27 protein-coding genes are annotated in these 26,510 nt (G+C 45.5%); 7 read left to right on the top strand and 20 right to left on the bottom strand.

Annotated features, from left to right (window positions below; translation table 11 throughout):
• The first annotated feature begins 99 nt into the window (after positions 1 to 99).
• On the top strand, positions 100 to 1,251 hold the full coding sequence (locus RJD38_RS15915; RefSeq protein WP_065546549.1) for a PLP-dependent aminotransferase family protein: 1,152 nt from the start codon (positions 100 to 102) through the stop codon (positions 1,249 to 1,251).
• A 69-nt stretch (positions 1,252 to 1,320) separates the two neighbouring features.
• On the opposite strand, the gene RJD38_RS15910 is transcribed toward RJD38_RS15915, so the two are convergent.
• The 7 genes from RJD38_RS15910 to RJD38_RS15880 form a co-directional block, all read right to left on the bottom strand.
• The gene (locus RJD38_RS15910; protein ID WP_005599795.1) at positions 1,321 to 1,884 is read right to left on the bottom strand and encodes a cytochrome b/b6 domain-containing protein; all 564 of its coding nucleotides are present in this window, start codon (positions 1,882 to 1,884) and stop codon (positions 1,321 to 1,323) included.
• Positions 1,885 to 2,129: 245 nt separating this feature from the next.
• Positions 2,130 to 2,792 carry an HAD family hydrolase gene (locus RJD38_RS15905; RefSeq protein ID WP_065546548.1) on the bottom strand — a complete coding sequence of 221 codons (663 nt, stop codon included), beginning with the start codon at positions 2,790 to 2,792 and terminating at the stop codon, positions 2,130 to 2,132.
• A 2-nt stretch (positions 2,793 to 2,794) separates the two neighbouring features.
• Entirely contained in the window at positions 2,795 to 3,814 is a 1,020-nt protein-coding gene (locus RJD38_RS15900; protein WP_009385528.1) for an ABC transporter ATP-binding protein, read from the bottom strand.
• The gene (locus RJD38_RS15895; RefSeq protein WP_065546547.1) at positions 3,814 to 4,599 is read right to left on the bottom strand and encodes an ABC transporter permease; all 786 of its coding nucleotides are present in this window, start codon (positions 4,597 to 4,599) and stop codon (positions 3,814 to 3,816) included. The genes RJD38_RS15900 and RJD38_RS15895 overlap by 1 nt, the downstream gene beginning before the upstream one ends.
• Positions 4,586 to 5,497: an ABC transporter permease gene (locus RJD38_RS15890; RefSeq protein ID WP_065546546.1), complete on the bottom strand. Its 912-nt coding sequence runs from the start codon at positions 5,495 to 5,497 to the stop codon at positions 4,586 to 4,588. The genes RJD38_RS15895 and RJD38_RS15890 overlap by 14 nt, the downstream gene beginning before the upstream one ends.
• On the bottom strand, positions 5,494 to 6,318 hold the full coding sequence (locus RJD38_RS15885) for an alkaline phosphatase family protein (protein ID WP_065546545.1): 825 nt from the start codon (positions 6,316 to 6,318) through the stop codon (positions 5,494 to 5,496). Before RJD38_RS15885 ends, RJD38_RS15890 begins: the two co-directional genes overlap by 4 nt.
• Positions 6,319 to 6,369: 51 nt before the next feature.
• Positions 6,370 to 7,446: an ABC transporter substrate-binding protein gene (locus tag RJD38_RS15880; RefSeq protein WP_065546544.1), complete on the bottom strand. Its 1,077-nt coding sequence runs from the start codon at positions 7,444 to 7,446 to the stop codon at positions 6,370 to 6,372.
• A gap of 237 nt (positions 7,447 to 7,683) precedes the next feature.
• On the opposite strand from RJD38_RS15880, the gene RJD38_RS15875 reads away from it, so the two are divergent.
• Complete coding sequence (locus tag RJD38_RS15875) at positions 7,684 to 8,400, top strand: UTRA domain-containing protein (protein WP_065546543.1); 717 nt, start codon at positions 7,684 to 7,686, stop codon at positions 8,398 to 8,400.
• 172 nt (positions 8,401 to 8,572) lie between these two features.
• Positions 8,573 to 8,992 carry a DUF3010 family protein gene (locus RJD38_RS15870; RefSeq protein ID WP_005599812.1) on the top strand — a complete coding sequence of 140 codons (420 nt, stop codon included), beginning with the start codon at positions 8,573 to 8,575 and terminating at the stop codon, positions 8,990 to 8,992.
• Between the two features lie 123 nt (positions 8,993 to 9,115).
• Here the strand turns inward: RJD38_RS15870 and RJD38_RS15865 are convergent, their stop codons facing one another.
• From RJD38_RS15865 to RJD38_RS15855, 3 genes are all read right to left on the bottom strand, one after another.
• Positions 9,116 to 9,394, bottom strand: a complete 279-nt coding sequence (locus RJD38_RS15865; protein WP_005599814.1) for a hypothetical protein — start codon at positions 9,392 to 9,394, stop codon at positions 9,116 to 9,118.
• Position 9,395: 1 nt separating this feature from the next.
• Entirely contained in the window at positions 9,396 to 10,820 is a 1,425-nt protein-coding gene (locus RJD38_RS15860) for a reductive dehalogenase (protein ID WP_005599817.1), read from the bottom strand.
• A gap of 70 nt (positions 10,821 to 10,890) precedes the next feature.
• A complete protein-coding gene (locus RJD38_RS15855) occupies positions 10,891 to 11,808 on the bottom strand; it encodes a LysR family transcriptional regulator (RefSeq protein WP_065546542.1) in 918 nt (305 codons plus the stop codon).
• A gap of 234 nt (positions 11,809 to 12,042) precedes the next feature.
• Here RJD38_RS15855 and RJD38_RS15850 point away from each other — a divergent pair, with 234 nt between their 5' ends.
• The 3 genes from RJD38_RS15850 (at position 12,043) to RJD38_RS15840 (ending at position 14,527) form a co-directional block, all read left to right on the top strand.
• Positions 12,043 to 13,305, top strand: coding sequence for an FMN-binding protein (locus RJD38_RS15850; RefSeq protein WP_231893174.1), 1,263 nt, complete (start codon positions 12,043 to 12,045; stop codon positions 13,303 to 13,305).
• Positions 13,305 to 13,484 carry a hypothetical protein gene (locus RJD38_RS15845; protein ID WP_065546541.1) on the top strand — a complete coding sequence of 60 codons (180 nt, stop codon included), beginning with the start codon at positions 13,305 to 13,307 and terminating at the stop codon, positions 13,482 to 13,484. The genes RJD38_RS15850 and RJD38_RS15845 overlap by 1 nt, the downstream gene beginning before the upstream one ends.
• Before the next feature lie 284 nt (positions 13,485 to 13,768).
• Entirely contained in the window at positions 13,769 to 14,527 is a 759-nt protein-coding gene (locus tag RJD38_RS15840; protein WP_065546540.1) for a phospholipase A, read from the top strand.
• A 103-nt stretch (positions 14,528 to 14,630) separates the two neighbouring features.
• Here RJD38_RS15840 and RJD38_RS15835 read toward each other — a convergent pair whose 3' ends face one another.
• The gene (locus RJD38_RS15835) at positions 14,631 to 16,121 is read right to left on the bottom strand and encodes an MDR family MFS transporter (protein WP_231893217.1); all 1,491 of its coding nucleotides are present in this window, start codon (positions 16,119 to 16,121) and stop codon (positions 14,631 to 14,633) included.
• Positions 16,122 to 16,173: 52 nt separating this feature from the next.
• On the bottom strand, positions 16,174 to 17,211 hold the full coding sequence (locus tag RJD38_RS15830) for an HlyD family secretion protein (RefSeq protein WP_005599829.1): 1,038 nt from the start codon (positions 17,209 to 17,211) through the stop codon (positions 16,174 to 16,176).
• 1,035 nt (positions 17,212 to 18,246) lie between these two features.
• Between RJD38_RS15830 and RJD38_RS15825 the strand changes: the two genes are divergently transcribed.
• Positions 18,247 to 19,173: a DMT family transporter gene (locus RJD38_RS15825; protein ID WP_065546539.1), complete on the top strand. Its 927-nt coding sequence runs from the start codon at positions 18,247 to 18,249 to the stop codon at positions 19,171 to 19,173.
• 86 nt (positions 19,174 to 19,259) lie between these two features.
• Here the strand turns inward: RJD38_RS15825 and RJD38_RS15820 are convergent, their stop codons facing one another.
• The 8 genes from RJD38_RS15820 to RJD38_RS15785 form a co-directional block, all read right to left on the bottom strand.
• Positions 19,260 to 20,129 (bottom strand): helix-turn-helix transcriptional regulator, encoded by an 870-nt coding sequence (locus RJD38_RS15820; protein ID WP_065546538.1) that lies wholly within the window; start codon positions 20,127 to 20,129, stop codon positions 19,260 to 19,262.
• Between the two features lie 90 nt (positions 20,130 to 20,219).
• On the bottom strand, positions 20,220 to 20,438 hold the full coding sequence (locus tag RJD38_RS15815; protein ID WP_005599837.1) for a hypothetical protein: 219 nt from the start codon (positions 20,436 to 20,438) through the stop codon (positions 20,220 to 20,222).
• Between the two features lie 2 nt (positions 20,439 to 20,440).
• The gene (locus tag RJD38_RS15810) at positions 20,441 to 21,688 is read right to left on the bottom strand and encodes a 4Fe-4S binding protein (protein WP_231893173.1); all 1,248 of its coding nucleotides are present in this window, start codon (positions 21,686 to 21,688) and stop codon (positions 20,441 to 20,443) included.
• A 75-nt stretch (positions 21,689 to 21,763) separates the two neighbouring features.
• Positions 21,764 to 22,075, bottom strand: a complete 312-nt coding sequence (locus tag RJD38_RS15805; RefSeq protein ID WP_005599841.1) for a hypothetical protein — start codon at positions 22,073 to 22,075, stop codon at positions 21,764 to 21,766.
• Positions 22,075 to 23,589, bottom strand: a complete 1,515-nt coding sequence (locus RJD38_RS15800; RefSeq protein WP_009385514.1) for a 4Fe-4S dicluster domain-containing protein — start codon at positions 23,587 to 23,589, stop codon at positions 22,075 to 22,077. The genes RJD38_RS15805 and RJD38_RS15800 overlap by 1 nt, the downstream gene beginning before the upstream one ends.
• A gap of 19 nt (positions 23,590 to 23,608) precedes the next feature.
• Entirely contained in the window at positions 23,609 to 24,715 is a 1,107-nt protein-coding gene (locus tag RJD38_RS15795) for a tetratricopeptide repeat protein (RefSeq protein ID WP_065431410.1), read from the bottom strand.
• Between the two features lie 253 nt (positions 24,716 to 24,968).
• Positions 24,969 to 25,844 (bottom strand): AraC family transcriptional regulator, encoded by an 876-nt coding sequence (locus tag RJD38_RS15790; protein WP_065546536.1) that lies wholly within the window; start codon positions 25,842 to 25,844, stop codon positions 24,969 to 24,971.
• A 66-nt stretch (positions 25,845 to 25,910) separates the two neighbouring features.
• Positions 25,911 to 26,504, bottom strand: a complete 594-nt coding sequence (locus RJD38_RS15785; RefSeq protein ID WP_005599865.1) for a LysE family translocator — start codon at positions 26,502 to 26,504, stop codon at positions 25,911 to 25,913.
• Positions 26,505 to 26,510 lie beyond the last annotated feature (6 nt).

Genomic DNA, 26,510 nt, shown 5'->3' with positions numbered 1-26,510 from the left:
CACTTCGCAAAATAGGTTTTTAAACCATGGAAGTGGGTACTTTGACCAAGTACAGAGATGACTTGGCAACGATAAAAAACAAAAACAGACAGGGACTCCATGGAAATTGCGCGCGCGTTACAACAAGTAAAATCGTCTTATATTCGGGAAATCCTCGCGGCTGCGTGTGATAAAAATGTCATTTCGTTGGCGGGTGGTTTACCGGACGAATCGACGTTCCCTATTGATCTTATGAAGCCGATGTTAAATAGCCTGGCCACTATGCCAGAGGTCTTCCAATACGGCTCGACCGCCGGTTATACGCCGTTGCTCAGTTTCTTGCGCGATTACTATCAATTGCCCGATTCTCATCAAGTGATGGTGACGACAGGTTCCCAGCAAGGTTTGGATCTGATTGCGCGTGCTTATATCGATCCAGGTGATACTGTGATAATGGAAGCGCCAAGTTATCTTGGTGCAATGCAAGTATTCGGTTTAGTTCAGGCTAATTTAGTGACGATTTCTCAAACCGAGTTAGGCCCAAATCTTACAGAGCTAGAACGAAGCTTTGTTGAGTATAAGCCAAAGATGTTCTATGCCGTACCGGACTTTCATAATCCAACCGGTGTCTGCTGGACGTTAGAGACTCGCCAGAAAGTGGCACAATTATGTCAACAGCATGAAGTGACGTTTATTGAAGATGCTCCCTATCGTGAATTGCGCTTTGAAGGGCAAGCACTACCGATGGTGTCAGAGTTTTGTCCGCAGCACTCTATCGTACTGCGTTCGTTCTCAAAAATTGCCTCTCCGGGTCTGCGTATTGGTGTTGTGAGCGGCAAGCAAAGCTTCATTGAGCCTCTGATTAAAATTAAACAAGGCGCCGATCTCCACTCTAGTGTGCCGATGCAAGCGCTGCTGCTTGGTTTATTGCAACATGATGACTTCCCAGCGCATATTGAATCGATTCGCTCGTTATATAAAGCACGTTATGAAACGCTTTATAGTGAGCTTAAGCAGCAGTTACCAACATCATGTGAGATTAACGCGGTTGATGGTGGGATGTTCATTTGGGTTTCGCTTCCACAATGTGACACTTTTGAGTTGGCAAAGCAGTTACTCGCAACGGGGGTTGCTGTGGTGCCAAGCCCAGTATTTTACCCTGAGGCAGAAAGTGCTCCTGCGGCGTTGCGTCTAAACTTCACTAACGCAAATCAACAAGAGCTTATCGAAGCGGTAACTCGCTTAGCGCAGGGCTTAAAATCGTTCTTATAGAAGACGAAGCATCACGTTTGAATTATAAAAAAGGGGCGTTTAATGCCCCTTAACTACATCTGTCGATATTTATCCTTTATTACGCCACCAGTGAATATAGTGCAGTAGTGCCATACCACCATGTGCGTAGAAGTAAGTTTCGATTAAACCAACGCTGGTTTTGTGTATTTCGAGAAGTTGTGGTGCGGTGCCTGAGTTACTGGCGACGAGATACCATATCGCCCCCGTCACTAATGCGAGCACTAAAGCAAGTAGACCTAAACCTTCAACGGTCGCCGCTAAACCTGCTGGTTGTGATTCGGGTAGGCGTAACGTGCTAATGACTTTTATGTCTATTTTAATTTGGTTGAGATTACCAGATAACCAAGGGTACATATCGGCAATGGTACGGCGTTTAATGACTCGGTAGACAAACACCAATGTGATAGGCAGTAAGCAAAGTCCACCATAAGCGTGCAACTTAGCTGTGAGGTTGATGCTTCCCCACAGTGTATCCCCATGAACATGCATGAAATTAGAGGTAATGATCTGCACTAAAACCCAAATAAGAATTAAAGCGTGCAGCACTTTTTCTGATTTTGGTAGAGCAGCGAATAGCTCATCCACTCCTTCCTTTACACGTGATAATGCCATAATGCGATCTTCTATGCTGACTTATAATTTTATGAATAAAGACAGTATAGCGGCTGTCTTATTTTACTGAGTCTACGCCGTTCATTAGAGTGCGCTATGTTTTTACCTACAACATAAGTGCTCATTTTTGATAGTGGTGAAATAGAGGATAGATAGAGTTAGAAAGTTAAAATCACAAGTCTTTGGGGCTTTACTTTGTCGATAATACAAGAGCAAAGCCCTAGAAGCCTATTGACGAAGACGTGCTATCTCTCCCACTTGAGGATCTGCCAATTAGGTTGGTTGGCATGCTCGCGCAAACGTGGGCATGGATTGACTAGATAGGTGAAATCGGCGTACTGACACAATGGCAGGTCATTAATCGAATCACTATAGAAGTGAATCGGAGAAAATCGCTGCTGTTGGGCGAGTCGCCATGCTTCAAGGCGAGTGACTTTGCCTTCACGATAGCTTGGTACGCCGAGAATATCACTGCTGTAACAGCCGTTATTTTGGAAAAGATCAATGCCTAATGCATGGGGAATCCCGATCCGCTTTACGACGGCTTCGACCAAAAAAGTGACGCTGGCAGAGATCACCAACATATCGCAGCCATCATGGGCGAGTTGCTCGATAAGTTGTGTTGCTTGTGGGTATAGCCTAGGTAGAATGTCGCGAACAACACACTCGTCGGCGAGCTCATGAACCTGTTCAGTAGGTATATCAGCCAGTGGTGCCATGGAAAACTGCAGGTAGTCTTCCATATCCATTTCACCAGCGGCGTAGAGTGCCATTAAACGACGATCTTCACTCAGAAAATCCGGCTGTGTTGCGATGCCTTTTTCCACTAAGAACGCATTCCAAATCATGGCGCAATCACCATCGATAAGCGTGTCGTCCATATCAAATACATAGAGGGGGTTCGACATCGTTATGCTCTCACTGGCTGAATTTCGTTGAGGTTAAATAGGAGTTCAAGTTGGCTGCCGTTGGCGAGCAGTCGCTCTGATGAACGGTTTAATAAATCGACGGTTAATTCACACTGGTCAACGTCTACTTGATAGCGAATTACATTGCCAAGTAGCTGATGATTTTTAATCGTGGCGGTTTGAGGAGCAGAAATATGGCTGCCATAGTGGCGACCTTGCTCTTTGACGTAAATAGACTCAGGGCGAATGGCCACTTTCCATCCAGTATCGATATTAAATAGTCGCTTGGCGTTATGCGCTTCCACGAGATTGTAATGGCCCATAAAGCCGGCAACGAACTCATTAGCTGGTTGAGTGTAAATCTCCTCAGGTGTACCAGCTTGAACGATCTCACCTTTATTCATTAAGAAGATTCGGTCTGACATGATCATCGCTTCTTCCTGATCATGGGTGACAAAAATGGTGGTCAAATTCATCTCTTTTTGAATGTCGCGGATCTGCTGACGTAAGTGCTTACGTATCTTGGCGTCAAGGGCAGATAAAGGTTCGTCTAGCAGCAGGATACGAGGCTTGACCACTAAGGCTCGCGCCAGTGCGACACGTTGTCTTTGCCCACCAGAAAGCTCGTGCGGGTATTGTTTTTCTTTGCCCTTTAGATCAACAAGCTCAATGACTTTGGCCACTTCACGCTGGATCTCATCATTGGATAGTTTCTTCATTTTGAGGCCAAAGGCGATGTTGCCCTCGACGGTCATGTTGGGAAACAGCGCATAAGATTGAAATACCATGCCAATACCACGTTGTTGCGGTGTTTGATGGGTGATCTCTTCACCGTTGACCCAAATTTCACCGCCGTCGACAGGGTTGAGCCCAGCAAGGCTGCGCAGTAGAGTGGATTTACCACAGCCACTGGGGCCGAGTAAGGTAATGAATTCGCCTTGTTCGATTGTGAATTGAATGTTTTCGAACACGGTATTGTCACCAAAGCGTTTGGTCAGGTTGTTTGCGGTTACGTAGCTCATTATTTGGCTCCTTGGCTGAAACGGCTTGCTAGCCAAGTTAGTAAAAATATAAATAGGAAGTAGGTCATGACCAGTGCAGAGGTAAAGTGCCCACTGGTTTGACGCATATTAAATAAGTAGATTTGTAGTGTTTCATAACGTGTGCCCACCAGAATATTGGCAAACACGAACTCGCCTAATAGGAATGAGAAAGAGAGAAACAGTGACGCCATTAACCCTTTCTTTAAGTTAGGCAGAATAATTAATAAGAAAGCTTTACTGGTGCTTGCGCCAAGCAGGTGAGCGGCATCCATCAAATCATGCAAATTGATCGCTTCAAAACTGTTGGCTAAAGCGCGATACATAAAAGGTAAGGCGATGGTGAAATAAGTGCCGATTAAGATCCAAGGCGTACCAATTAAAGTGATTTCACTGTCGGCATAAAGCTGCAATAGACCAACCGATGAGACCACTGGCGGCACAGCAAACGGCAGCAAGATAAGGATGTTCATTACCTTGTCGAGTTTTGGAAAGTAATAGAACACCACAAAAATTGCCGGCAACACCAGCACCACACTCAAGGCGAGTGATGCAATGCAGATGAACAATGAACGGCCAAAAGCGTGTAAAAAATGCGGGTCGGTAAGTAGCTTAATATACCAATCTAAACTAAAACCATCAGGCAGAATGGTGGCGCCCCAACTCGAAGAAAGCGAATAAATGAGGGTCGCAAGAATGGGTACCAACATGATGCCAACGATGGAATACACCACGGTTTGATGAAAACGAAGATTAACGTTTTGCATGAGACTTCTTCCCTGCGTAACTCTTTGAGATGAGCCATTGGTTGATGACGGTAATAAAGGCCAGCATAGCCATCAGCACCACAGAAATAGCAGCGGCTAAGTTAGGCTCAAGGAAGAGATCACCCGAGACAAGACTGGCAATGCGAATCGTAATCACGTTGTAGTTGCCAGAGGTGAGTGCATAGACACTGGCATAGGCACCAATGGCATTGGCGATCAAAATAATGAAGGTGCCAAGCAGCGCTGGTGAAAGCACGGGTAAAGCGATTTTGCTCCAGTATTGCCAAGTTTTAGCCCCTAATAATGAGGCCGCCGCTTGCCAGTCATCGCTCAATGCATCAAAAGCAGGGTAGAGCAATAAAACTGCCAGTGGGATTTGGAAATAGACGTAAATGATCAGCAATCCCCATTGACCATAAAGGTCGAAATTACCCAATAAGCCATGCTGTTTTAGCAGTAAAGTAATCGCTCCATTGGTGCCTAAAATAATGATAAAAGCGAATGCCAAAGGAACACCGGAAAAGTTACTGCTCATGTTGGTAAAGGCGATCACCCCATCGCGAATTTTGCTATCGACACGGCGTAGGGATGCAACCAATAAAGTTGCGATCACTAAGCCGAATAGGCTCGACCATACGGCGAGCCAAAGACTGTTGCCAAACGCTTGCAGCATAAAGGCAGAATCAAGCACCTCGATGTAGTTCTCTAACGAAAACGCCTCTTCATAAATAAAGCTATTGATGAAAACCCACGCCATTGGCGCGAGTTGAAACAGGTAGAAGAACAAAGCAAAGGGGACGAGCCACAGAACGGGTTTGAAGCCTTTCAGTCGATTGAGTGCTGAATGTGGCCTAGATTGATAGGCGGTACTTGATTGTGAAATGACAGTGGTACTCATAACGCCAGTAACTCCGGAGTGTAGGGTTTGTTGTGTTCGAGATTAAGCAGTTGGCAAATCAAGCCACAAATCTCGGTTTGTTTCACTTCGATTGGTTTTTGAGTATCAGCGCTGTGATGCGAAAACTGGTTGCCGATGACAAACATCGGTACTTCGCGCTCTTCAGGCAAAATGCCACCATGGGATAAATCGTTGTTCATGCCATGATCACTGGTGACGATCACTTGATAATCAGCAGCTAACCAGCCATCGATATAGTGAGACAAAATGATGTCTGCGTGACGAGCACTGTTGCGATACTGACGCGAATCCACGCCATATTTGTGGCCTAAATCATCGATGTTCATTGGGTGAACCAACAAAAAATCCGGCTGGTGGGTTAGGCGTAAATGCTCGGCATCCAAAAAGAGCGCTTCATCAGGGTAATGATCCCAGTGATAGAAGCAACCATGTTGAATGTTGAGTGATTCATCATGGGTGAAGCGGTCACGTACCGCGTCATAAGGCGCACGATTATAGAGCTCGCTGACCCAGTGATAAGCCGCCGCTGCGGTGGTTTTACCCTGTTGTTTAGCCAGACTAAATATCGATTGATGATTGGATAAGCGCACAATGTGATTGTTGACAATGCCGCTATCGACCGGGCGAACCCCAGTCAGAATGCACTCGTATAAAGGTCGCGACATCGACGGTAATTCACACTGGATGGAATAAAGTGTCGCACGTTGTTGTTCTAGTAGACCATTGAGGTAGCCCATGCAATCACGGGCTACTGGGTAGTTGAGGCCATCTAGAACAATAAGGATAACCTTGTTGCTCATTACAGTTTCTCTATGAGTTCTAAAATAGAAGTTTTAGACATTGATTGCGGACTATTGTTGGTGAATCAACACACTCTCTTGCCATTGACGCGGCAGTTTGCGCGACGATTTTTCCCATGCAGAGAAATCACTAACCGGGTGAACATTGCTGTACTGGTCATTGGCCAGCAGCTTGTCTTGAATTGCTTTTGGCAGGGTAATGCTGGTACGAATAGGGCGTGCGTAACCGTCAGCGAGGTTGATTTGACCTTGATCGCTGAAGATATATTCGCGAGTAAGTTTGGCTGCGTTAGGGTTTTTAGCGTATTTATTGATGATGGTGGTATAGCCTGAAATGACCGAACCATCTTGCGGAATCGTAACGGTAAAGCGTTCACGATCAATTTTGTCGCGGTAATTTAGCGCGTTGAAATCCCACATAATGGCCACTTCAACTTCGCCTTTTTCAAGCGTAGCCATGTTTGGATCGGTAAATGACAAACGGCCCTGTTTGGCGAGCTCGGCAAAGAATTTGATCGCGGGCTTCAAGTTGGATTCGTCGCCACCATTGGCAAAGGCTGCGGCGAGAATGGCATTATTGGCTTGAGCAGCAACACCGACATCACCGACAGTTACCTTGTAATCACCCGTTAATAGGTCGCTCCAGTTTTTCGGTGGGTTATCGACCAATGTATTGTTGGCAATAAATGAAATTGTCCCGGTATACGCTAGTGCCCAGTGGCCATCTTTGTCTTTAGCCCAGTCAGGGATATCATTCCATGTGGTTGGCTTGTAAGGTTGAGTGACCCCTTTTTTGACCGCAACGCGAGCAAAAGCAAAGCCGATGTCACCGATATCTGCCGTGGCATTTTTCTTCTCCGCTTCAAACTTGGCGATTTCCTGCGCTGAACTCATATCAGTATCTTGGTGTTTTAAACCGTAGTTCGCATTGATATCTGCCCATGTTCCTTGCCAGTTTGCCCAACTATCAGGCATGCCGACGCTGTAAACCGCCCCTTCTTTTTGCGCCGCTTTAACCAGTGTTTCTAAATTGGCATCATCCGTTGATGTCGCGAGAGCCGGTACAGAAAGTGTCGCCGCTGCCAGAGTGGCAGATACAAAAGTGGAACGACTTAACAAAGTTTTCATAGTCTCTATCCTCTTGGACTAGGTCAGTAAGTTCGTTTTGTATGCTATGGGCGTAATGTGACGGTTTGGCGCAACTTATTTGACAGTTTTGATGCTTTTCGATGGCAGTTATATTTCACTTTGAGCGAGGTTACTGATGACAACTCTGTTTTCAATCAGCCTGTTAGCTGTCATATTTTTGTGATAAACCCACTTTATGTTGTGTAGCCATCATTGATGAAGAAGATCAGCAAGGTAATGCATTTACAAACACAACTAGGCAAAATTAAAACCAGCTTGAGTGACCAAATACATTCAGGATTGATGGTGAAAGGGCAAAAGTTGCCATCTGAAAGGGCATTGAGCGGTTTGTATTCAACCACTCGCATTACAATCAAAGATGCGCTGGTGGCTTTGGAAACGGAAGGGCTGATTTATCGCGAAGAGCGACGAGGTTGGTACGTCTCTCCGCCGAGAATTTGTTATAACCCACTTTCGCGAACCCACTTTCATCAGATGATCCGTGATCAACAACGAATCGCGGCAACCAAGGTGATCAATGCCCGCAAAGAAAGCGCGCAAGGGGAGTATGCTCAGGCACTCAAGCTACCAGATATGACGTCAGTGTATGTGATTGAGCGGTTGCGATATATTGATGGAAGGGCGGTGTTGTTTGTTGAAAATGTACTGAAAAGTGCATTGTTTGCAGACATATTAGATGAAAATCTGGCAACGTCGCTGACGCAGCTTTATCGCAATAAATATGGTTATGAAACCAAACGATCCCATTTTGATGTCATATCAACCTCGGCGCCACGCCATGTTGCCAAAGCGCTCAATCTTGCTGAAGGGCAATCGGTGCTGAAGATATGTCGTATTAACTACAAACAAGATGGTCAGTTAATGGATGGTGAATTTGAATATTGGCGACCTGATGCGGTGTTAATTCAAATTGATAGTGAAGCGATGAGTTAATGCTAAACCGTTGATAGCACGCTATTGATATGAGATTACTGATACGCAACTATTGTTCTCGCTTCACGTAGGCTCTACAGCAATGAGTTTTTTCCTTTTAACGCCTTTAACCTAAAGACATCGTCAGCAAACTTGCTTACACTTAGGGGCTAACTAAAAGATAGGTGAAAACATGAAAATTTGTGCTGTTGAGCTACGTAGCAACGAAGCGATTATCTGCTTGTTGAGTAAAAGTAATAGCATGATGGATATCCCTGATTGTCGAACTCAAAAGTTCATCATCAAGGATTCTTTGGATAACAAAGAGATGCGTGACTTCCAATTCGCATTCAAAAAACTGCTTGATGATTACCAAGTAGACCGTGTGGTTATCCGTACTCGCGAAACTCGCGGTAAATTTGCCGGTAGCGCAATCGGCTTTAAGCTAGAGTCTGCGATCCAGCTTATCGACGGCCTTGACGTTCAGTTCATGAGCTCAGTTGATATCAAGCAAGCGCTTAAGCGCACTGCGCCAATGGTAGATTTCCGTGATACGGGCCTACGTCAGTTTCAAGAAGCGGCGTTTATTACTGCTTACGCACACTTGAGCTAATCGTTCCGATTTAGTACAACCTTTGCGTTAAAAAAGAAAACGAAGCCATTCGATCAAATCGAGGCTTCGTTTTTTATTATGCTTTCAACCGTGAGAGTTATTTATTTTTATCGAGGTTAAAAGCTAGCCAAGCTTATTAGGCGCGATTAAGCGCTTCCAGGTAAGGTTGAGCAAGATAATGGCTGGTAAGCCAAAGCAAACCAACCCCATTGCCCCAGATTGTGCTTCATCTTCGGCAAATGAAGCCCAAGACCAACCGATACAAATCCATAAAATACCAAAGGCAGCGGCAAGGGCGAGATTACTCACCCATGTTAAACGATAGCGTTTGTTTATATGAAGATAGCCCCACAACGCCCCAGTGGTGAGCATTCCCATCAAGTACCACATTAAGCCGATCATGTTACTTCTCCTTATCCGACAGCCAGAATTTATCGACCGCTTTGTCCACTTCCATATTGCCGTAGCCAAACAGAATATCCGCCTCGGTCATCAGCTTATGCACAAAGCCAGTGGTCACCGTGTTAGAAGCATCAATTAGGCGATGGTGCCAGAAATCAGGTTTGTTCCATGGGCAGGCCTTGATACAGATTACGCAGCCAATGCCATTGTCGCCCCAGTATTTAAAACACTTCTTGGCATCGTTATAGAATTTTTTGACCCCTTTTTGTCCGTGCCATGAAATCTCAATGCGCTCACTGCCTGGATAAGTAGGAGCCATTGAAGGCTTATCATCCATGCTTATCGCGCCTGACGGACACTGCTCTGCACAACGCTTACAGTTTTCACAAAACTCCATAATACCGAATGAGCGTGGCTTGTCGTATTCAACAAAGTCGAAGTCGGTGTAGATCTTGGCTGTACGGACACGGCTACCAAAGTTCGGAACGATTAAAGTGCCGTTGCGTGCGCCTTCACCAAGCCCTGCCGCCACACTATAAGCCACGTTGTTGCCTAAATCGTTACCAGAAGCGACGGCTTGATAGCCAAGGCGACGAATAAAGTCCGCCAACTGGCCAGCAACCAATGACATTTCGGTGTATTCATTGTTAACCGATGCAGCTGAAACCGCAGAAGGTGCAGTACGGATCGCTTCATAATCCATCTCAAACGCCAGCACAATCACGGTTTTCGGTTTGAAAGGGAAGTCGTCTTCCCAGGTGTAGGTAGTGCTTGTGATTGGGTCATAAATAGGTGAGTAATTCCAGCGTTCATCGTTGTGGGTAATCCCTACGCGATCTGCGCCAAACATGCACGCGGCACGTTTGATATGTTGGCTGGCATCAGCTGGAGATTCAAACTGCCATTGCTCGGTAGCGAGATTTAGCTGTTCCCAAGTATGTTCACCTGTCTTTGGTGCACCAAATTTACTTAATGGAGCCAGATAGCGATCTAATGGGCCAACGGCTGCGTGGCATAGTGCCCAGTCAATTTGGCGGTAGCCTGGAGTGTTGTTATCCCATGCGGCCGGGTTTGGTTGAGCGTGCGCTTTGAGCGACTGCATGATGTTGGTAAAAGTGAAGTCAGGGATACCGAGTTCTTCAGCAAAAGCAAGGTTGCGCTCTGGAAACTGCTGTTGCAACTCTTGTGAGATTGCATAGCTGAATACTGAGTTTCGCTGATCGAAAGGAGTCAGGACAGTGTCATCAATTTCAACCGGGAAACTGTCGTGTGGTACGCCTTTAACACGATAATTGATAAATGCGGCGGCACCACCTGTGGCCGCAAGAGCGGTCGCCGCTGCACCCATTTTGAATAGGTTGCGGCGATTGGGGTTTTCCAACGTAGAAGTCTCTTTCTCAGCCGCTGGATTAGGTTGTTTTTCCATGATCGTTCCAAGTCGATAATACTGGAAACGATAATAGACATCCTTGCTAAGGGTATGCAGATCGGTGCTGCTATAACCCTATCCAGAAATCAAATAGATCATGTTTTTGTTCAACATATTGCGTCAGCATATCGAGAAATACACGGACCCTTTTCGGCATGTGATGACGTGAGTGATACATCACGTAATAAGGTTGTTCAAAAGAATATTTGCCATCAAATAGACAGATTAATTTACCTTCCCGTACTAACGTGTTGGTCAAACTCTGTGGTGTATAGCAGATGCCATGGCCTTTGGCTGCCAGTTGCATCGTGGAACGAATGGATTCAGAGATAAAGGTGCCATCCACTTCGACACAATGCACATCATTACCTTCGTTATAGTGCCAGCAAGAAGGATCAACTAGGCGCGAATCAAAGCGCAAGCAGTTATGGTGAACAAGATCGAGTGGGTGATTGGGGATTCCATGAGCGGCTAAATAGTCTGGAGAGGCATAAAAACGACGGCTGAAAGTATACAAACGACGCGCGACCATTCCACTGTTTTTCGGTGGTTGAATATAGAAAAACAGATCGGCGTCATTGGTTTGTTCAATTTGGGTTGGTGAGAGCGTTTTGATATGAATGCGAATTTTTGGGAAGGTGCGCATAAAGTCATCAAAGAACTCTTTCGACAATACTTCACAAAAAAAGCCCGGCATACATAAGTGAATTTCGCCGCTTGGCTCAGATTGAAAATCAGTCAGATTGTCTTGAGCGTGGCGGAACTCTTCCACAATCGCTTTACTGTGCTTATAGAACTGGTGGCCTTGTTGTGTGAGAAAAATCTGGCGGCTGGTACGCTCGAATAGTCGTGACTGTAGCGTATCCTCTATCTGTTTTATTTTTCGGCTAACGGTTGATTGGGGCAGGTCTAAATTGTTTGCGGCTTCGGTGAAGCTGAGCTGATCAGCCACTTCAACAAATAATGCCAGATCATCGATTTTCATAATCTCTCCTAGTGCTCGGAGATTATCGTTAGCCCAACGGTAAAATCTATCTCGTGATCATCAAAGATTGAACTAGAGCATGCTATTTCTTTGACTTGTTATCGGCTTGTAGAGAGAGAGGTTTAGTGATTGATCACTATAGCAATATTGCTATACGGGTAACCATTCTTAGGCATAAGAGCGGCGAAAGAAAGGTGGCACAATGGAATTACGTCTCTCTTTTTAGTTGTCGACATGAAAACAAGGAAGCCATCTTCGGTCAAATATCTTACATTATGGCAGCGCTGTGTAACGCCGCTGATCAAGCCTTTTGCTATCCTTTTATTGCTGGTTGCATGGTGGGTTGGGTATAGCCAGCAAGTGGGAATAAACCATGTGCTTGCGCGCTATTTAAACGTAGTCACAGTGACCAAGAACGATGGTCAGGAACACCAATTTACCTATTCAGGAGTAACGGGAAGCGTCACGACTTATGCTGCTTCGGCGAATGGTTATGGCGGTCCTTTGGTGATGGCTTTTGAGATTGATAACAACCAGCGCATTCGTAATGCCATCTTGGTAGATCACATTGATACCGCAGGTTATGTGGTCAATGTACTGAATCAGCGCTTTCTCGATCGCATCAATGGCAAAACTATTAGTGATACGCTGCGCAATGGTTTCGATATTGATGGTGTGAGTGGGGCTACGTTGACCGTTGAGGGTATGACCGAAGCGGTTCGTAAAGCAGCACACGAAGCGGCACTTCAGCGTGGGTTGTCACCGAAAGTTGAAGCTACGCCGTGGCGTTTTCAGTGGACGGATGCGCTGCTTACTTTATTGGTATTGATGGTGTTGTTTGAACGCCAAATGCCTGCCACATTACGTAAGTATCATATTATGTTTGTTGGAGCTTTATCGGTAGTGGTGATTGGTTTTTGGGCCAACATGGCACTGTCGATCGCTTCAGTATCGAGTTTAATCTTGGGCTATTGGCCCGATCCACGACAAAATCTTTCTCTGTATATTTTATTGTTGAGTGTGCTGATTGGCATTATATGGCTAGGAAAAAACCTTTACTGCAGTCAGTTATGCCCATTCCACCATATTCAGCGTTGGTTGCATAAGTTGGGCAAAAACAACATTGGGCTATCGTATTGGATTAATAATCACGCGATTATGGTGGTAAACGTGCTGTTGTGGTCAGCATTGATGCTTATTTTTATTACGCGCAATCCTGCAGTAGCATCATATGAGCCATTCTCCATGCTATTTTCACTCGATGGCGTCGGCGTGCAGTGGTACCTCTTACCATTGGCTCTATTTGGTAGCTTTTTTATTAAAGATTATTGGTGCCGCTTATTTTGTCCCTTGGGGCGAGGGCTGAATCTGCTGGTTGAGAAACGTCAGCAAACACGTCAATGGTGGCGCAGTCGCGCTAAGCGAAAAGTGATTAAAGTTCAGTCGGCAAAGTCACAAGTTACACTTCAGCAGTCTAATATCGAGAGGGATAAGTGATGTCACAGCAGTCCATTCGAGACAAAGTCGAGCAGCAGAAACATCATTCATGTCGCTTCGATCGCACGCCGAAAACTCCGACTACGAAAGCCATGAGTATTATCGCTAATGCGGGGTATGGGTTAACGTTGCTAGTGATCGTATTGTTCATGTTGAGTGATGTTGTCTTTACGCTGTAGCGATCCACAATTCCACTGTGAAAAATGAGGCTCGCGCGCCTCATTTTTTATCGGGTCAGCCTTAAAATAATGTAATCAGGCAAGTCAGAGGCTGCCACAGTGGCAAGCTAGATGACTGACAATCAACAAATAATGGCCGATTCGTCGGACTTTTCTATACTCCTACTAGCTATACTCCTACTAATAGCAACTTACCTTTGTTGGAGGTCGCGATTTACCTGCCGTGAGTCGTGTTAATGAAAAGGATTATTATGTTGAGGTCACAATTGGGTGAGGGACTAGGGATGAAAACGACATTGATGCTGTTGTTAGTGTCGTTACCTCTTTCAGTCACACAGGCTGAGGAGCGTCGCTTTTCAGCGCATAGAGATAATTACATATTGCCATTTTATCACGAGAGCAAGGTCAACCAGCGTCGCTATGAACCGCTCAATCCCAATGGGCATGCCGCGAAAGATACCTTCGTTCAATTTCAATTGAGTGTGAAATACAAACTATTGGCGTGGGATGATCACGGTGTTTTTATCGGCTATACGCAGCGCTCAAACTGGGAAGCGTATGACGATTCTGCTTATTTTCGTGATGATCAGTACAACCCAGAGCTGTTTTACCGACTCAATCATGATGCTTGGCAACTGTCGTTTGGCTTTGAACATCAGTCAAATGGCGCGGGTGGTGATTATGAAGTGAGTTGGAATCGCGCTTATGTCGATGCGAAATGGCGGTTTGAACAGGGATTCTTGCGTATAAAGCCCTGGGTTGATATTGGTAATAACGACTATAACCCAGACATCGTTGATTTTTTGGGCTATGGCGAAATGGAGTTAGGTTGGCAACCGTTAGATTCCCATGAAGTTAAACTGACCGTCGCCAATCTATTGACCAAAGATTGGCAGAAAGGGGCTTACCGCGTGTCGTGGAGTTTTCCGCTCTATCAGGGCTTAAATGGTTATTTAAAGGCTGAAACGGGCTATGGTCTTACCATCTCCAATTACAATTTTGATGAGAGTGCATTAGGGGCAGGATTTGCTTTTAATTTCTAACAATACTCTCCCTTTCTGATATGAAATTATCTGAGATAAAAATAGGAGCCCAAATGGACTCCTATTTTTATTTTCAACGTACAGTCTTTAATCCGTGGTCCATCTAGCTATCCATTTTAGGTTTAGGTTTAAACAGCGCCAGTAAGGGGATCAAACAGATATAGGAAAACAGTAAGAAGCCAAAGGTATAAACAAACGCCATTAAGGTCGATTGTTGGTGCAGTAAGTTTTGAATCTGCGCCAAAAACGATGGGTCGGTAATCGTTGTCCCTTGAGCGTGGGCGGCTTGCTGTAGAGCTGGATTCATTGGTGATAATGAACCACCGAGCTCATTCCACTCTTTTTGTTGAATGCGAGAGAAGTAAGTATTCACGATCGAGATGCCAAATGAACCGCCGATCGTACGGCATAGGTTAAAGATCACCGCACCGCCTATCGTATCTTTGGGAGCCAAAGTGGCGTAAGCCAGTTGGCTTAATGGCGCAAAGACTAACCCCATGCCAGCACCTTGGATGATACTTGGCAGTAAGATCCAGTAGATGTTGATCTCGAGCGAGTATAACGTCATCAAATAGGTGCCTATCGCATTGAGTGATAAGCCGATGACAATCAATAAGCGTGCGTCAATTCTGTCCATGTAACGGGCCAGAGCCAGCAATACAATGGCGGAGGTTAAGCCGCGGGGCGCCATCATGAAGCCCGTGGTTTCAACGGGATAATTGAGCAGTTGCTCCAGCATCATCGGTTGCAGCTGAGTAATACCAAACATGCCCATCGAAAACCCAGCCATCACGATGCACGACATGGCCAAGTTACGGTCACGCAATAGCCATACCGGTGCGATATCGCCTTTGGTGATTAGCGAGCGGCTAACAAAGAATATGATAGCGAAGGCGCTAATAATGGCGGCAAGCAGAATCTCGTTAGATTGGAACCAAGACTCTTCATTACCTCGGTCTAGGACCATTTGCAGCAAACCGATACCAATGGTCATGGCAATGACGAGAGGCCAGTCAATTTTACTGTCGCCACGCCCATCCAGTTTTACGAAGAAATACAGCAGCGCGAGGCAAATAGCACCAATTGGCATATTGACGTAAAAAATCCAACGCCAATCCATATTTTCGGTAATGATGCCGCCTAAGGTTGGGCCAAGGATTGGGCCAAGTAAAACCCCAACACTGAACAGTGCCATCGCTTTACCACGTTGATTTTTTGGATAGATCTGCACCATGATCGATTGTGATAGCGGGATCACTGAGGCGCCAAAAGCGCCCTGCATAATACGGAAAGTAACCATCTCAGCGATGCTATCGGCTTGGCCACATAACGCAGACGTAATGATAAAGCCACTGACTGAAATCAATAGTAAACGACGTATACCGAACTTCAGCGCCAGAAAACTGGCCAGTGGAATAAAGATCGCTTCCGCCATCGAGTAAGAGGTCAGGACCCAAGTGACTTGATCTGAGGTTACGCCAAGTGCGCCCATCATATGCGGTAGGGCAACGTTGGCGATCGTCATGTCCAGCAGTACCATAATGGCAGACAGCATCACCGCCAAGGTTACTAGCTTACGAGTGCCTTCACTCATTACATTGGCTTCTTCATCCTCTGAAGAAGCCGTGTGGGCTAGTTCCGCCATACTATTGCTCTTGTTGGCTTGTTTGAGTGTGTACAGTATCGATGGTTACATCTGCACTCGCCCCTACGCGCAATGGAAAATCTGGATGCTCAGTTTCATTGGTTAGGTGAATCAAGATCGGGAAGCGCTGTGGAATTTTTACCCAGTTACCGGTGGCATTTTCTGGTGGTAGTAGTGAGAAGGCTGACCCACTGGCTGGCGAAATAGCTTTTACAGTACCGTGGTATTTTGCGTCAGGGTAGAGATCGAGTTCAATCGTCGCTGGCATATCAGTCGTAATACGCTCTAGCTGAGTCTCTTTGAAATTAGCTTGAACCCAGAAAGTATTGTCTTCAATTAAAGGAACCAAAGCTTGGCCAGGTGAGACAACACTGCCTGCATGGGCGCTTAATTTGCCCAAATGACCACTTTTTGGAGCAAAGATATTGGTGTACGAAAGAGAAAGCGTTGCTTGGCTTAATGCGGCAGCGGCTTTTTTGACCTCAGGAGCGGCTGTGCCCTGTGCGCCTTGCGCCTTCACTAGTTGTGACATACTGGCACGAGCGGCAATCACATTCTCTTCTGCACTTGAAAGCTTGGCTTTAGCATCATCGAGTTGTTGCGCTGGAAGCAATTGTTTTTTGACTAGGTTATCGATGCGTCGGTAGGTTGACTGAGCATCGGCGAGTAGGGCAACAGTGCTTTTGACATTGGCACTCGCTGCAAGAATCGCATCATCAGTAGCGGCATTACTTTGAATCGCCATTTCATAAGCGGCACGCGCTTCATCTAGTTTGGCTTGAAAAGGCGCTGGGTCGATTTGGTAAAGCAAATCCCCTTGACTAACTTTTTGGTAATTTGAAACATTTACATTAAGTACTTTGCCGCTAACTTGAGGCGCAACGTAAATGATATTGGCGTGAACATAAGCATCATCGGTACTTGGATAGTTTTTCTGATGCTCGACATAAAAATAGGCCACGGCAGCAAGAAGCGCAGCACCAATGAGGGTGATAATAAGGTTGCGGATGAAATGGGACGGTGCAGTATTTTCACTCATTATTTTAAACCAACTAAGTTAGTTGCCCTGTTCGGGGCGTTTGAGAATCACGCAGAAGTGCGCAGTTACAATTACTTACACAAATACTAGACCTAGTTCTCAGACCTAACAACGACTTGAGGAAAAAAATTATTAATACACTGGTGCATTTGCTTTACAGGTGTAAAGCAAAAGAAGGGTGTCGCTTCACTAATTATAGCGTGGGGGGATAGGACTGACGTGGCTGTAGTTTATAGAGTGTGTCCGGGAGTTATAGAGTTTGTCAGCCGAGCTGATGGAAACCGCTCGATAATATAAATGGTGAAAATTCGATCATGACATCATCATGATTTTGAAGGGTAAAAGAGTGTAAAGTGCCAATTTTGTTATTGCTAATTGTATTATTTATCGCTATTTTCGCGATAAATCTAAACTTCCTTCTGGCGAGACACAGTGGTGTTAAGTAAAAAACTAACCACAATCTGCTTACTGATGATGACTCTAATGGTAGCCATACTATTGAGCTTTTCTGTGCGCGCGGATGTTTCTCCTGTGCCGTTTTTCATTGCTAATATTGATGTTCAAACGAGTGAATCTGGTTATCTTAGTGATGATCTGTTCGCGGTTTTCTTAGCGGATGAAATCGGATGTTGCGATCCCGGCGGGAGCTGTAGAGATAAGCAATGCTGCTCGCATGGCCCTACCTGCGGTAGTTGTCTGGTTGGGAATTTATTCTCTTCTTATGCCGCTCCTTATCGCTCACTTGTTGACGTTCCTCGGATAAATTTCTATTTAAGTGCTGATCTGCACTCTCTTTATCGTCCTCCGATAGCGTAATTCCAATCTCGTAGCATTTCGCTACTGCTTCTTTTTTGCACGAATTAACCGTGCGTATTTGCCATGCATGTAAATAAGCCGACTTATTTGCATCACTTAGTGATTGGAATAATACAATGAATTTTACATTGATCGCTCAAGTGTTGTGCGCACAAGCACAGCCTTCATACGTTGCTTGCTTTGACGCTACTGCTGTTTTATTGGTTACAGGGGGACGTGATGATGCTTAAACGTTTACCTATGCTGTTGTTCATTTCTGTATGTTTAATTTGGGGAACGACTTGGCTTGCGATGGAAGTCGCAGTGAAAACCATTCCGCCAATATTCGCGACTGGGCTTCGTTTTGTCATTGCCGCACCATTATTGATCCTGTTAGCCAAATGGTTTAACCAGCCATTATTGTTCCCTAAAGAAAAAAGGGCTTGGATGCCGGTTGTGGCGATTTTTTATTTCGCGGTGCCGTTTACCTTGATGATTTTTGGCGAGCAGTATATCTCTTCAGGATTAGCATCAATTATCTTCGCTAATATGCCGATTGCCGTGATGATCACATCTAGTCTATTTCTTGGTCTTAGGCTGCGTAAAGTACAAATCATGGGGTTGTTGATTGCAGTGAGTAGCCTCATCTTAATTTTGATCAATGAGATGAGTTTAGGTGGCAGTGATTATCTGCTGGGCTTTTTGGCCTTAGGTGGTGCTGTGGCCGCTCATGCGGTGATGTATGTGTTGGTTGAGAAATACTGCAAAGGGATTGCCGTGCTGACTTACAATGCTTTACCGAGTTTTGTCGCATCCATCTGTCTCTTTGCGACGTCATTGGTTGTAGAACAACCGGATATTACGGCGTTTTCTTCAGACTCTTTGGCGGCAGTGCTCTATCTGGGCTTGTTTGCGAGTGTCGGTGGGATTGTCGCTTATTTCAAATTGGGGCAAGTTTCGACTCCATTTACCGCGTCAATTTGTTTCCTCTTCTTCCCTTTGATTGCATTGAGTTTATCGACTTGGTTTGCGGGTAACGCTATTTCAATGTTCTCTATGGCGCTGATGCTTCCTTTGCTCGGTGGTATTTTTGTCACCAAAGTTGAGCCATCCTCGTGGAAAAAGTGGAATGTGGTGCGGCATACATTGATTCGCACCACCCATTGATAGAGGGATAATTGAAATCGCAAGACGCTTAACACGTCTTGCGATTTTATTGTCATTGCCACGATCATTACGATAAGTGGGGGAAACTAGTTTTGTCTCAAGCCCATGCGGCACAGCTGACGAAAGTCTTTTGGACTTACATCGGTATGACGTTTGAAAAATTTGGTCATATTGGTGGCTTCGTTAAATCCCAGTTGCTCGGCGATATCTGCGATGGAATATTGACTAAAGGCCAGTTGACGTTTGGCTTCAATTAACACACGTTCGTCCAGCAGTTCCTTGGCACTAATTCCGGCATTATCCTTAGCCAATTTATCAAGTTGTTTGACGCTTTTCCCCATCGCAAGGGCAATCTCGGCCACGGAAGGGCGTTGACGAAAGTGCTCATCGATATAGTGTTTTAATCGGTAGAAATCACTCGCACCCAGCTGCACCTGTTTGGCATTAGCCTTATAGATAGGCACGATGGTTTTTAGCAATACGCTACGTAGTAAGCTGCGGATGATTTCTGCGCGAAATTCAGAATCAGAATAAAACTCCTGCACCATGACTCGAAACAAAGCGTCAATATCATCAGTGATATTGTGGATGCAATTGATCTGTACTAAAGCTGCAATGATCGAATCAAAATAAGGGTCATGGCCGCTTTCAGCTAAAAAGGTACAATTAAACGGCATCACAAAGCCATCGACTGTACGATTTTTGGCAAAGGCATGGATCTGGTTTTTGCCTAATGTCAGTAATGTGCCTGCTCGTACTTGATGAAATTGATGGTCGATATAGTGCTGACCTTCGCCTTCGGTAATGTAGATTAGAGCACTAAAATTGAGTCGATGATGACGTGATACCTCTTCAATGCCGCGTTCAGCATAAAGCTGTGAGATACGAAAAAGATAAGGGTTGGTTAAATCAGACTCGGAGCGCATGCGCTCAAGTGGAATACATTTACTGTTCATAGTTAGCGAAAAAGGAGCTTACACAAGGTGAAGCTCCAATCTTATTATTACGTTTATTTTGTTTATCGCATGGCTAGCCAATCAATATGGCTAATAGCTTTCTTGCGCCATATCTTCGGCCATCTGCTGATAATCGATTTTGGCCTTACTCTCTACTACTACAGGTGCTTTTTCTGCCTGCTTGGTCACAGTATGCAGTAATTGCTGAGTCGTTTGCTCATTACTCAAACTGATGAAGCTAGTCGAAAGTTGCAAAATAATCACCACTGAAGCCAAACAGTAAAATGCCATAGAGATATGTTGTCTCATTGTTATTCCTTCTCTTGTTTAGCGGTTTCGTTTTTAGCCCCAACTCTTTGCTTTCTTGGCGCGGTTTGGCGAGCTTTCTTACCTTTTTGGTTACGTACTTGCTTGAACCAGTTTTTGTTAAAGACCAAGAAATCAGTCATGGCGTTGATCGGGCAAAGACTTTGGCACCAAGGGCGACGAACGACCAAAGACGTTAAAATGATCATCACCGTCAATACAAATAGGTACATGCCACCAATCATGCCAAAGGCAATACCAAATGGTTCGTAAACGAAAGCCGCTGGACTGCGGAAATATGCCCCGAGACATAACGTGATCAGCAGCAATGCGCGTGGAAACCAAATAAAGAACTGGTGACGTATTGGTGATGATTTTGCGTTCCCCACTTTGGCTAGGCATTGTTGTACTGCGCCAAATGGACATAGGCTTTGGCAGTAGACATTACGGTTGTAGTAGAAGATGTAGATAATGCTAAGTACCAACAAAATAAACGGCGTGTAGTTCGCGACCCCAGAGATCCACGAACCATAAATCAAGCCACCCATGGTTGAAGCCGAGTAAAGTGATGCGGAGTGAAAGCCAAACAGTAGAGTGGATGCAGCTAACAAGGCAACATTCATTTTTACCTTATGCTCTGAGCGTGTGCGGTTTACCCACACGGCAATCGCAAAGAAGATCAGAGCCGCGGCATCTAACCACTTAAAATAGCTCCACGGCGAAGCTTGTTCAGATAAGCGGTAACCAAACATGGCTTGGCGGACGGGATCGGCTGCTTGATCGAGTGCTTGTGTATAAGCATCAGACGTCAAGGTTGCACCGGTAATTGCATCAACATTAAGCGAGGTTTTGATGTTTTTTCCCAATAGCGCTTCGGGTAGTTTTTCTTCCACCACTTTATCAAAGTAGGACGAGGTTTCCTTTGATGAGAGCAGGGAGATGGTTTCAACGGCACCTGAAGCGGTAAATACTGCACCAATCGTCAGTTCGCCACCATAGCCGATGCCAGAGCCAAAGCTGATCCATTTGGCATTATCTTCACCTTCTTCGCCAACTAACTTGTATAGATTCGGCGAGATTTCAATCCGTTGATCTTGCGATGAAGTAACGTGTTCAAAAAATTGCGTTTGAGAGTTATTCGGACGTAAACCGCCTAAATACCAAGCAACAATCAGCAGTAATATCGATAAGACGCTGAGGATCTTCTCGATGTTTTTATTTCGATTTGGAGTTTTTGGTTTTTTTATTGCCATACAGAAATAGACAAGCCACAAAATTTGATTCTGTGGCTTGCTCCTTAACATTGTACTAAATCATGATGGGTGAGATCAGTGTGCGGTTTTCGGTTTTAGAGCAATCAACACACGCAATAGAATTGCGCCGCCAATGATAAGCCCAGTACCTGCAAAGCCAAGGAAGTACCAGCCTGCGAAACCTTCGTTTTCACCCAGTAGAGTGAATGCTCCCGCGACAGTCAGGACGATAGAAGCCCACCAACCGCCAACGAGTGCCCATTTCCACCAGTTCATACCGAGCTTAAATTGCTTCGCCCATTGATTTGCACCAGCAAACACTAAAACTTGTAGTGCACCAAACGCCATCCAAAATAGTGGATCAAGTACCGTTGATTGTGGAAACATTAGAAGCCCTCCCAGTTGCCATCGTATTCCCAAGTTTTCTCAACCTTGAGGTAGTTTTCGCTGCGCATCCATTCTGGTGGTTGGTGGTAACCAGCAAAGCGGCCGCCATTCCAATCACCGTGGTACGCTTCGGCCTCTGGGTAGTAGAAGAAGTTGTGTTGCATCGCCAATAGTGTTTTACGTGTAATACCGGTTGGATCGCGCGGGTCAGTTTCCTTCACCAAGGCGTGAATCCAGTTGTTCTTACGAGTGTAAGGACACACAGCAATACATACGCGACAACCCATTGCGGTTTCGGTTGGGCCTTGACGCCACATTGTCCAGCAACTGTCTTGGTTGAAGTCGAACTTGCGGTAGCCACGGACAATGGCATCCGGTTTATCGGCCTTACTGATTGAACCGCTTGGGCAAGAGTCAGCACAGATCTTACACTCTTCACAGAAGTGCTTAACCTTCGTATCGATTGGCTTATCGGCTTCAAGATCCAGTTCAGTGATGACCGCCGCAAGACGGATGTTTGGCCCTAGCTCCGGCGTTAATAGAATACCGTTACGTGCCGCTTCACCCATACCCGCTTGGATAGCCAGTGGTGGCACAACGATTTCATAGTCAGAACCTGGCCACTGTGGACGCGCCGCGTAACCCAGTTCACCAAGGAATGCCGCCATCAAACCTGAGGCATTCTTCGCACGGAAGTAACCATCGTAAGAGGTGGAATAACCGATCGCAGCGTACATAGGATCCCAGTTCATTGGGGTACCAAAGATGATCACGTTCTTCCAGTGTTTTGGTACTGATTCGTCCCAATCAGGCATCCCACGCATGGTATTTTTGAACATGAAGTTAGGATCCATTTTGGTGATGCCAACAATGCTCATACCAAATTTGAATGCCATCTTTTTAATCAGTTCAGACGCGTGTTTTGGTGATTTAAACTCTTGCTTAGTGCGCTTAACCCACTGGAAATCCACTTCGTCAGGGTGACCATCAGGCTTCGGAGGGAAGTTACTCATGTTGCCGCGCATGTAAGCCGCAGAGTAGGCCCAACCAAGTGCAAAGCGTGAGCGGTGTTGTTCAAAGTTCTGCGTGTGTTCAGCTTTCTCTTCAAACGATTGACGCATGTCGGCCCAACGCTCAGGGTAGCGTGAGTAGTATTCACGTACTCTTTCATTTGGGATTTCACGCCAATCAGCAGTAGGAACCCAGCCGTTTTTCATCTCTGCACCCAACACGCGAGTGCGGTGGAATAAGAAATCGCTCCATTCAGGGCGTGTCAACTCACCCGCAACTTCCATCGTAGGTGCAACATCGACACGGAACGGTTCACGATCAAAGTACATATCGTGGCCTGATTCGGTACGACCCCAGCCGACGTTTGCATCAGGATCTCGACCCAATACAAAGCCAGCGCCAGCCGCTGCACCAATTGTCGCTGTTGCGGCGGCTGCGCCACCTAGCTTCAAAAAGTCGCGGCGAGAGGTGTCTGCAACACCTGATTCAACTTGCTCTTTCACATTAACTCCAGACTTATAATTATATTTCGACCACATCAAGGCTCAACGCTTTGTTAATAGTGTTGAGCTGATCTCGATAGGTAATTTTGTAGTGTGCTGCCAGCTTATTAAGCTCAACCATCACCAATTGAGCATCGGCCCATTTTTCAGTGTGGAAGTAGCACAGGAAGAGGTGTTCTAAGCACCATTCGTCATGTGGTTCAAAGATCAGTAATTGACGAATATCTTGTTCAAGTTCGACATAAAGACGTAAATCCGCTTTAACGCGAGCACGAATGCTGACCACGTCGTAGCTTTCCGGTTTCAATAGCAGATAGTGATCCAGCGCTTCGAGTGCTTCTTCTAAGCGACCATTTTGGTGTGCGGTGATCCCGGCCAAGCGCACCAGTTCAATCGAAGAAATATCGTTGTTGAGTGCGGTTGTGATCCACTGATCCGCTTTATCATTTTGGCCAAGGGCAAGGTATGAGCTCACGGCTGTGATGTAAGTAGAGACTAACGATTGATCACAAGCAAAAGCTTGTTCGGCATACTTGGCTGCCAGCTCAAATTTACTGTCTTGATAATGCAGGCCAGCCAAATTTTGGTAGCCGCCGACAAAGTTTTCATCAATTTCAATACTGCGTTGAAACTGCTCTGCGGCCAAATCACTGTTACCTTGGTAAAGATGATTAAAACCCAGGTGGCAATGAACCATTGGCTTGTTTTCATTTAGTGCGATGGACTCTTGCAACATCGCTTTTGCCATCTCGTAATCACCTAACTGTTGGTAAACAAGGCCACATTTGCTTTTGAATTCATGTTCAGGGAGTAGCGACTTGTAAAGGTTGGTGACGATCATGGCGAGCTGACACATTTGTGCTGCCATTAAAGTTTCAAACAGAAATTGCAGTTGGGCTTCGGTAATGGAAAGCGGTTCAAATAGCTCACTCATTACCAGAGTGAAACTTTCATGCTCTAACCAATCAAGTTGGTTTTTATCTTGCTCACGGCCTGCTTGGGCAAATTGGGCACTTAAAAACATCAAACGATCATTGAGCTTTGGCTCAACGTCTTGTTGTGATGGTAGTAAAGGGAGTTGGCTTTGTAGATATTGATAGAGTTCTAGCCATTTAGTGCTGATCATGCAAAACGTCCTACTTAAATTTCAGCGCTAATATTGAGTATTCTGTTAATGGGCAAAAGGTCGTTTTTAACCCTAAAGTGGTAGTATTCTTCCCTTTGCTCGCAAACATGATTTTGATCAAATCTACTCTTAGCCAAAATGTGAACAAAAAGATAAAGGTAGGGAGGATGGGTAGTAACTAAGTATATTGGCTGTTAAGGAAGAATTTATGTCGATGTCATTAGGCTGCAATCATTAGCCAATTGTGCGAGCGCTACTTGATGGCGCTAGGTGCTAAGTTTACAAAATGCGATTGGTAGAATTTCGGTGTGACCGCAAGCTTTCTTTTAAATTGGCGCTGAAAGTGTGCTTGATCGGAAAATCCGAGCTGCAAAGCTACATCAGAGATAGGTTGGCCAGATTTAAGCATCTGTTTCGCACGCTTAATTTTCTCATCCATCAAATAAGCGTGGGGAGGAAGACCAAACTGGTTTTTAAATGCCCGTACTAATTGATAGCGGCTAATTCCGACAGTATCGGCTAATGACTGCAAATGATGATTGTGACTGACTTGGTCAAGTAACTTGTCGCGCACATGAGCAAGACAAGGTTGAGCCTGCGAGGAATGGTGAGCACTTTGAGTGGAGCAGTTTATCTGTTCGCCTTGTTCAATAAAGCACTCGGCGACAAATTCAAACAACAAAACTTCAGCTTGCAGACGGCTTACGTTTTGCGCGAGAGCATCAAATAGCAAGTTAAACCGCCGCTGTAATGATTCACTTCGTTCTAAATCGCGAGCAAAGCGTGTATAGCTTGAGGTGCGATTGTGCAGCACATCTTGTTGCACTTCGCCCATTTTGATCGTGTCGACAAACAACATCCGATAAGACCATGCTCCGTGACCGGAAGTGCTGGTTTCAGGATTGCAAGAATGCACATCAAACGGATTAATGGTGACGAGATCGCCTTGGCTAATGCGGTAGTGCTTGTCGCGATTGTGGTAGTCTGCAATACCGCTATCGATAATGCCAAAAGAGAACTCATCATGGGAATGGGCTTGATAACAGGCCGAGCTTTGATTGGCTGTTCTTAACTCAATCCAAGGCAACAATGTACTTTGTGTAAAACTGACACTGTCATCTTTTTTCATCTTTCGTCACGATCCTTGAATGATAGCCATTGTGATAGGCTTTTTATAAAGTTGGCTTTGGCGGCATTATATCCATATTGCCCCAACCGAGAGAGCCAACAGCACCGCCATTATGCGATTAAACAATACAAATCGTTGGGCGTTATTGAGATATTTGGCCAGTACACGGCCAATCACAGCCCAAATGCCCACCCCGATCAGGCATAAAACAAGCGATACCGCGGTGAATAGTAGCAATGAAAAATACTCATTCTCTTGCCCTATAACATAAAGGCTGACGCCAGACATGGCAACTAACCACGCTTTGGGATTAAGGATCTGTGTGAGCGATCCCGTCCAAAAGCCCGATTTTTTTTCTTTAGATGACTCAAGTGAGGCGACGGGAGCGGTAAAAATTCTGTAGGCCAAATACAAAATAAACACACTTCCGCTAAATTGCATCACCGTGGTGAGTTTAGGGATGAGTGCGGCAACGGTTTGCATCATACCACCGGTTAAAAAAACCACCATCGCGTAGGCGACAGATGCACCGGTGACAAATCTAGCGGCGGCGCGTTTGCCATGGTTGATGGCTGTGCTGGTGGCGAGGAGGTTTACCGGGCCGGGTGTCGTTGAACCAACAAAAGCAAAAACGACCATGGCGAAAACGAGACTATTCATTGTGCA

It is taken from the genome of Vibrio scophthalmi, from assembly GCF_040869025.1.
Classification (GTDB): Bacteria; Pseudomonadota; Gammaproteobacteria; order Enterobacterales; family Vibrionaceae; genus Vibrio; species Vibrio scophthalmi.
This window is presented reverse-complemented; position numbering and strand designations above follow the sequence as displayed.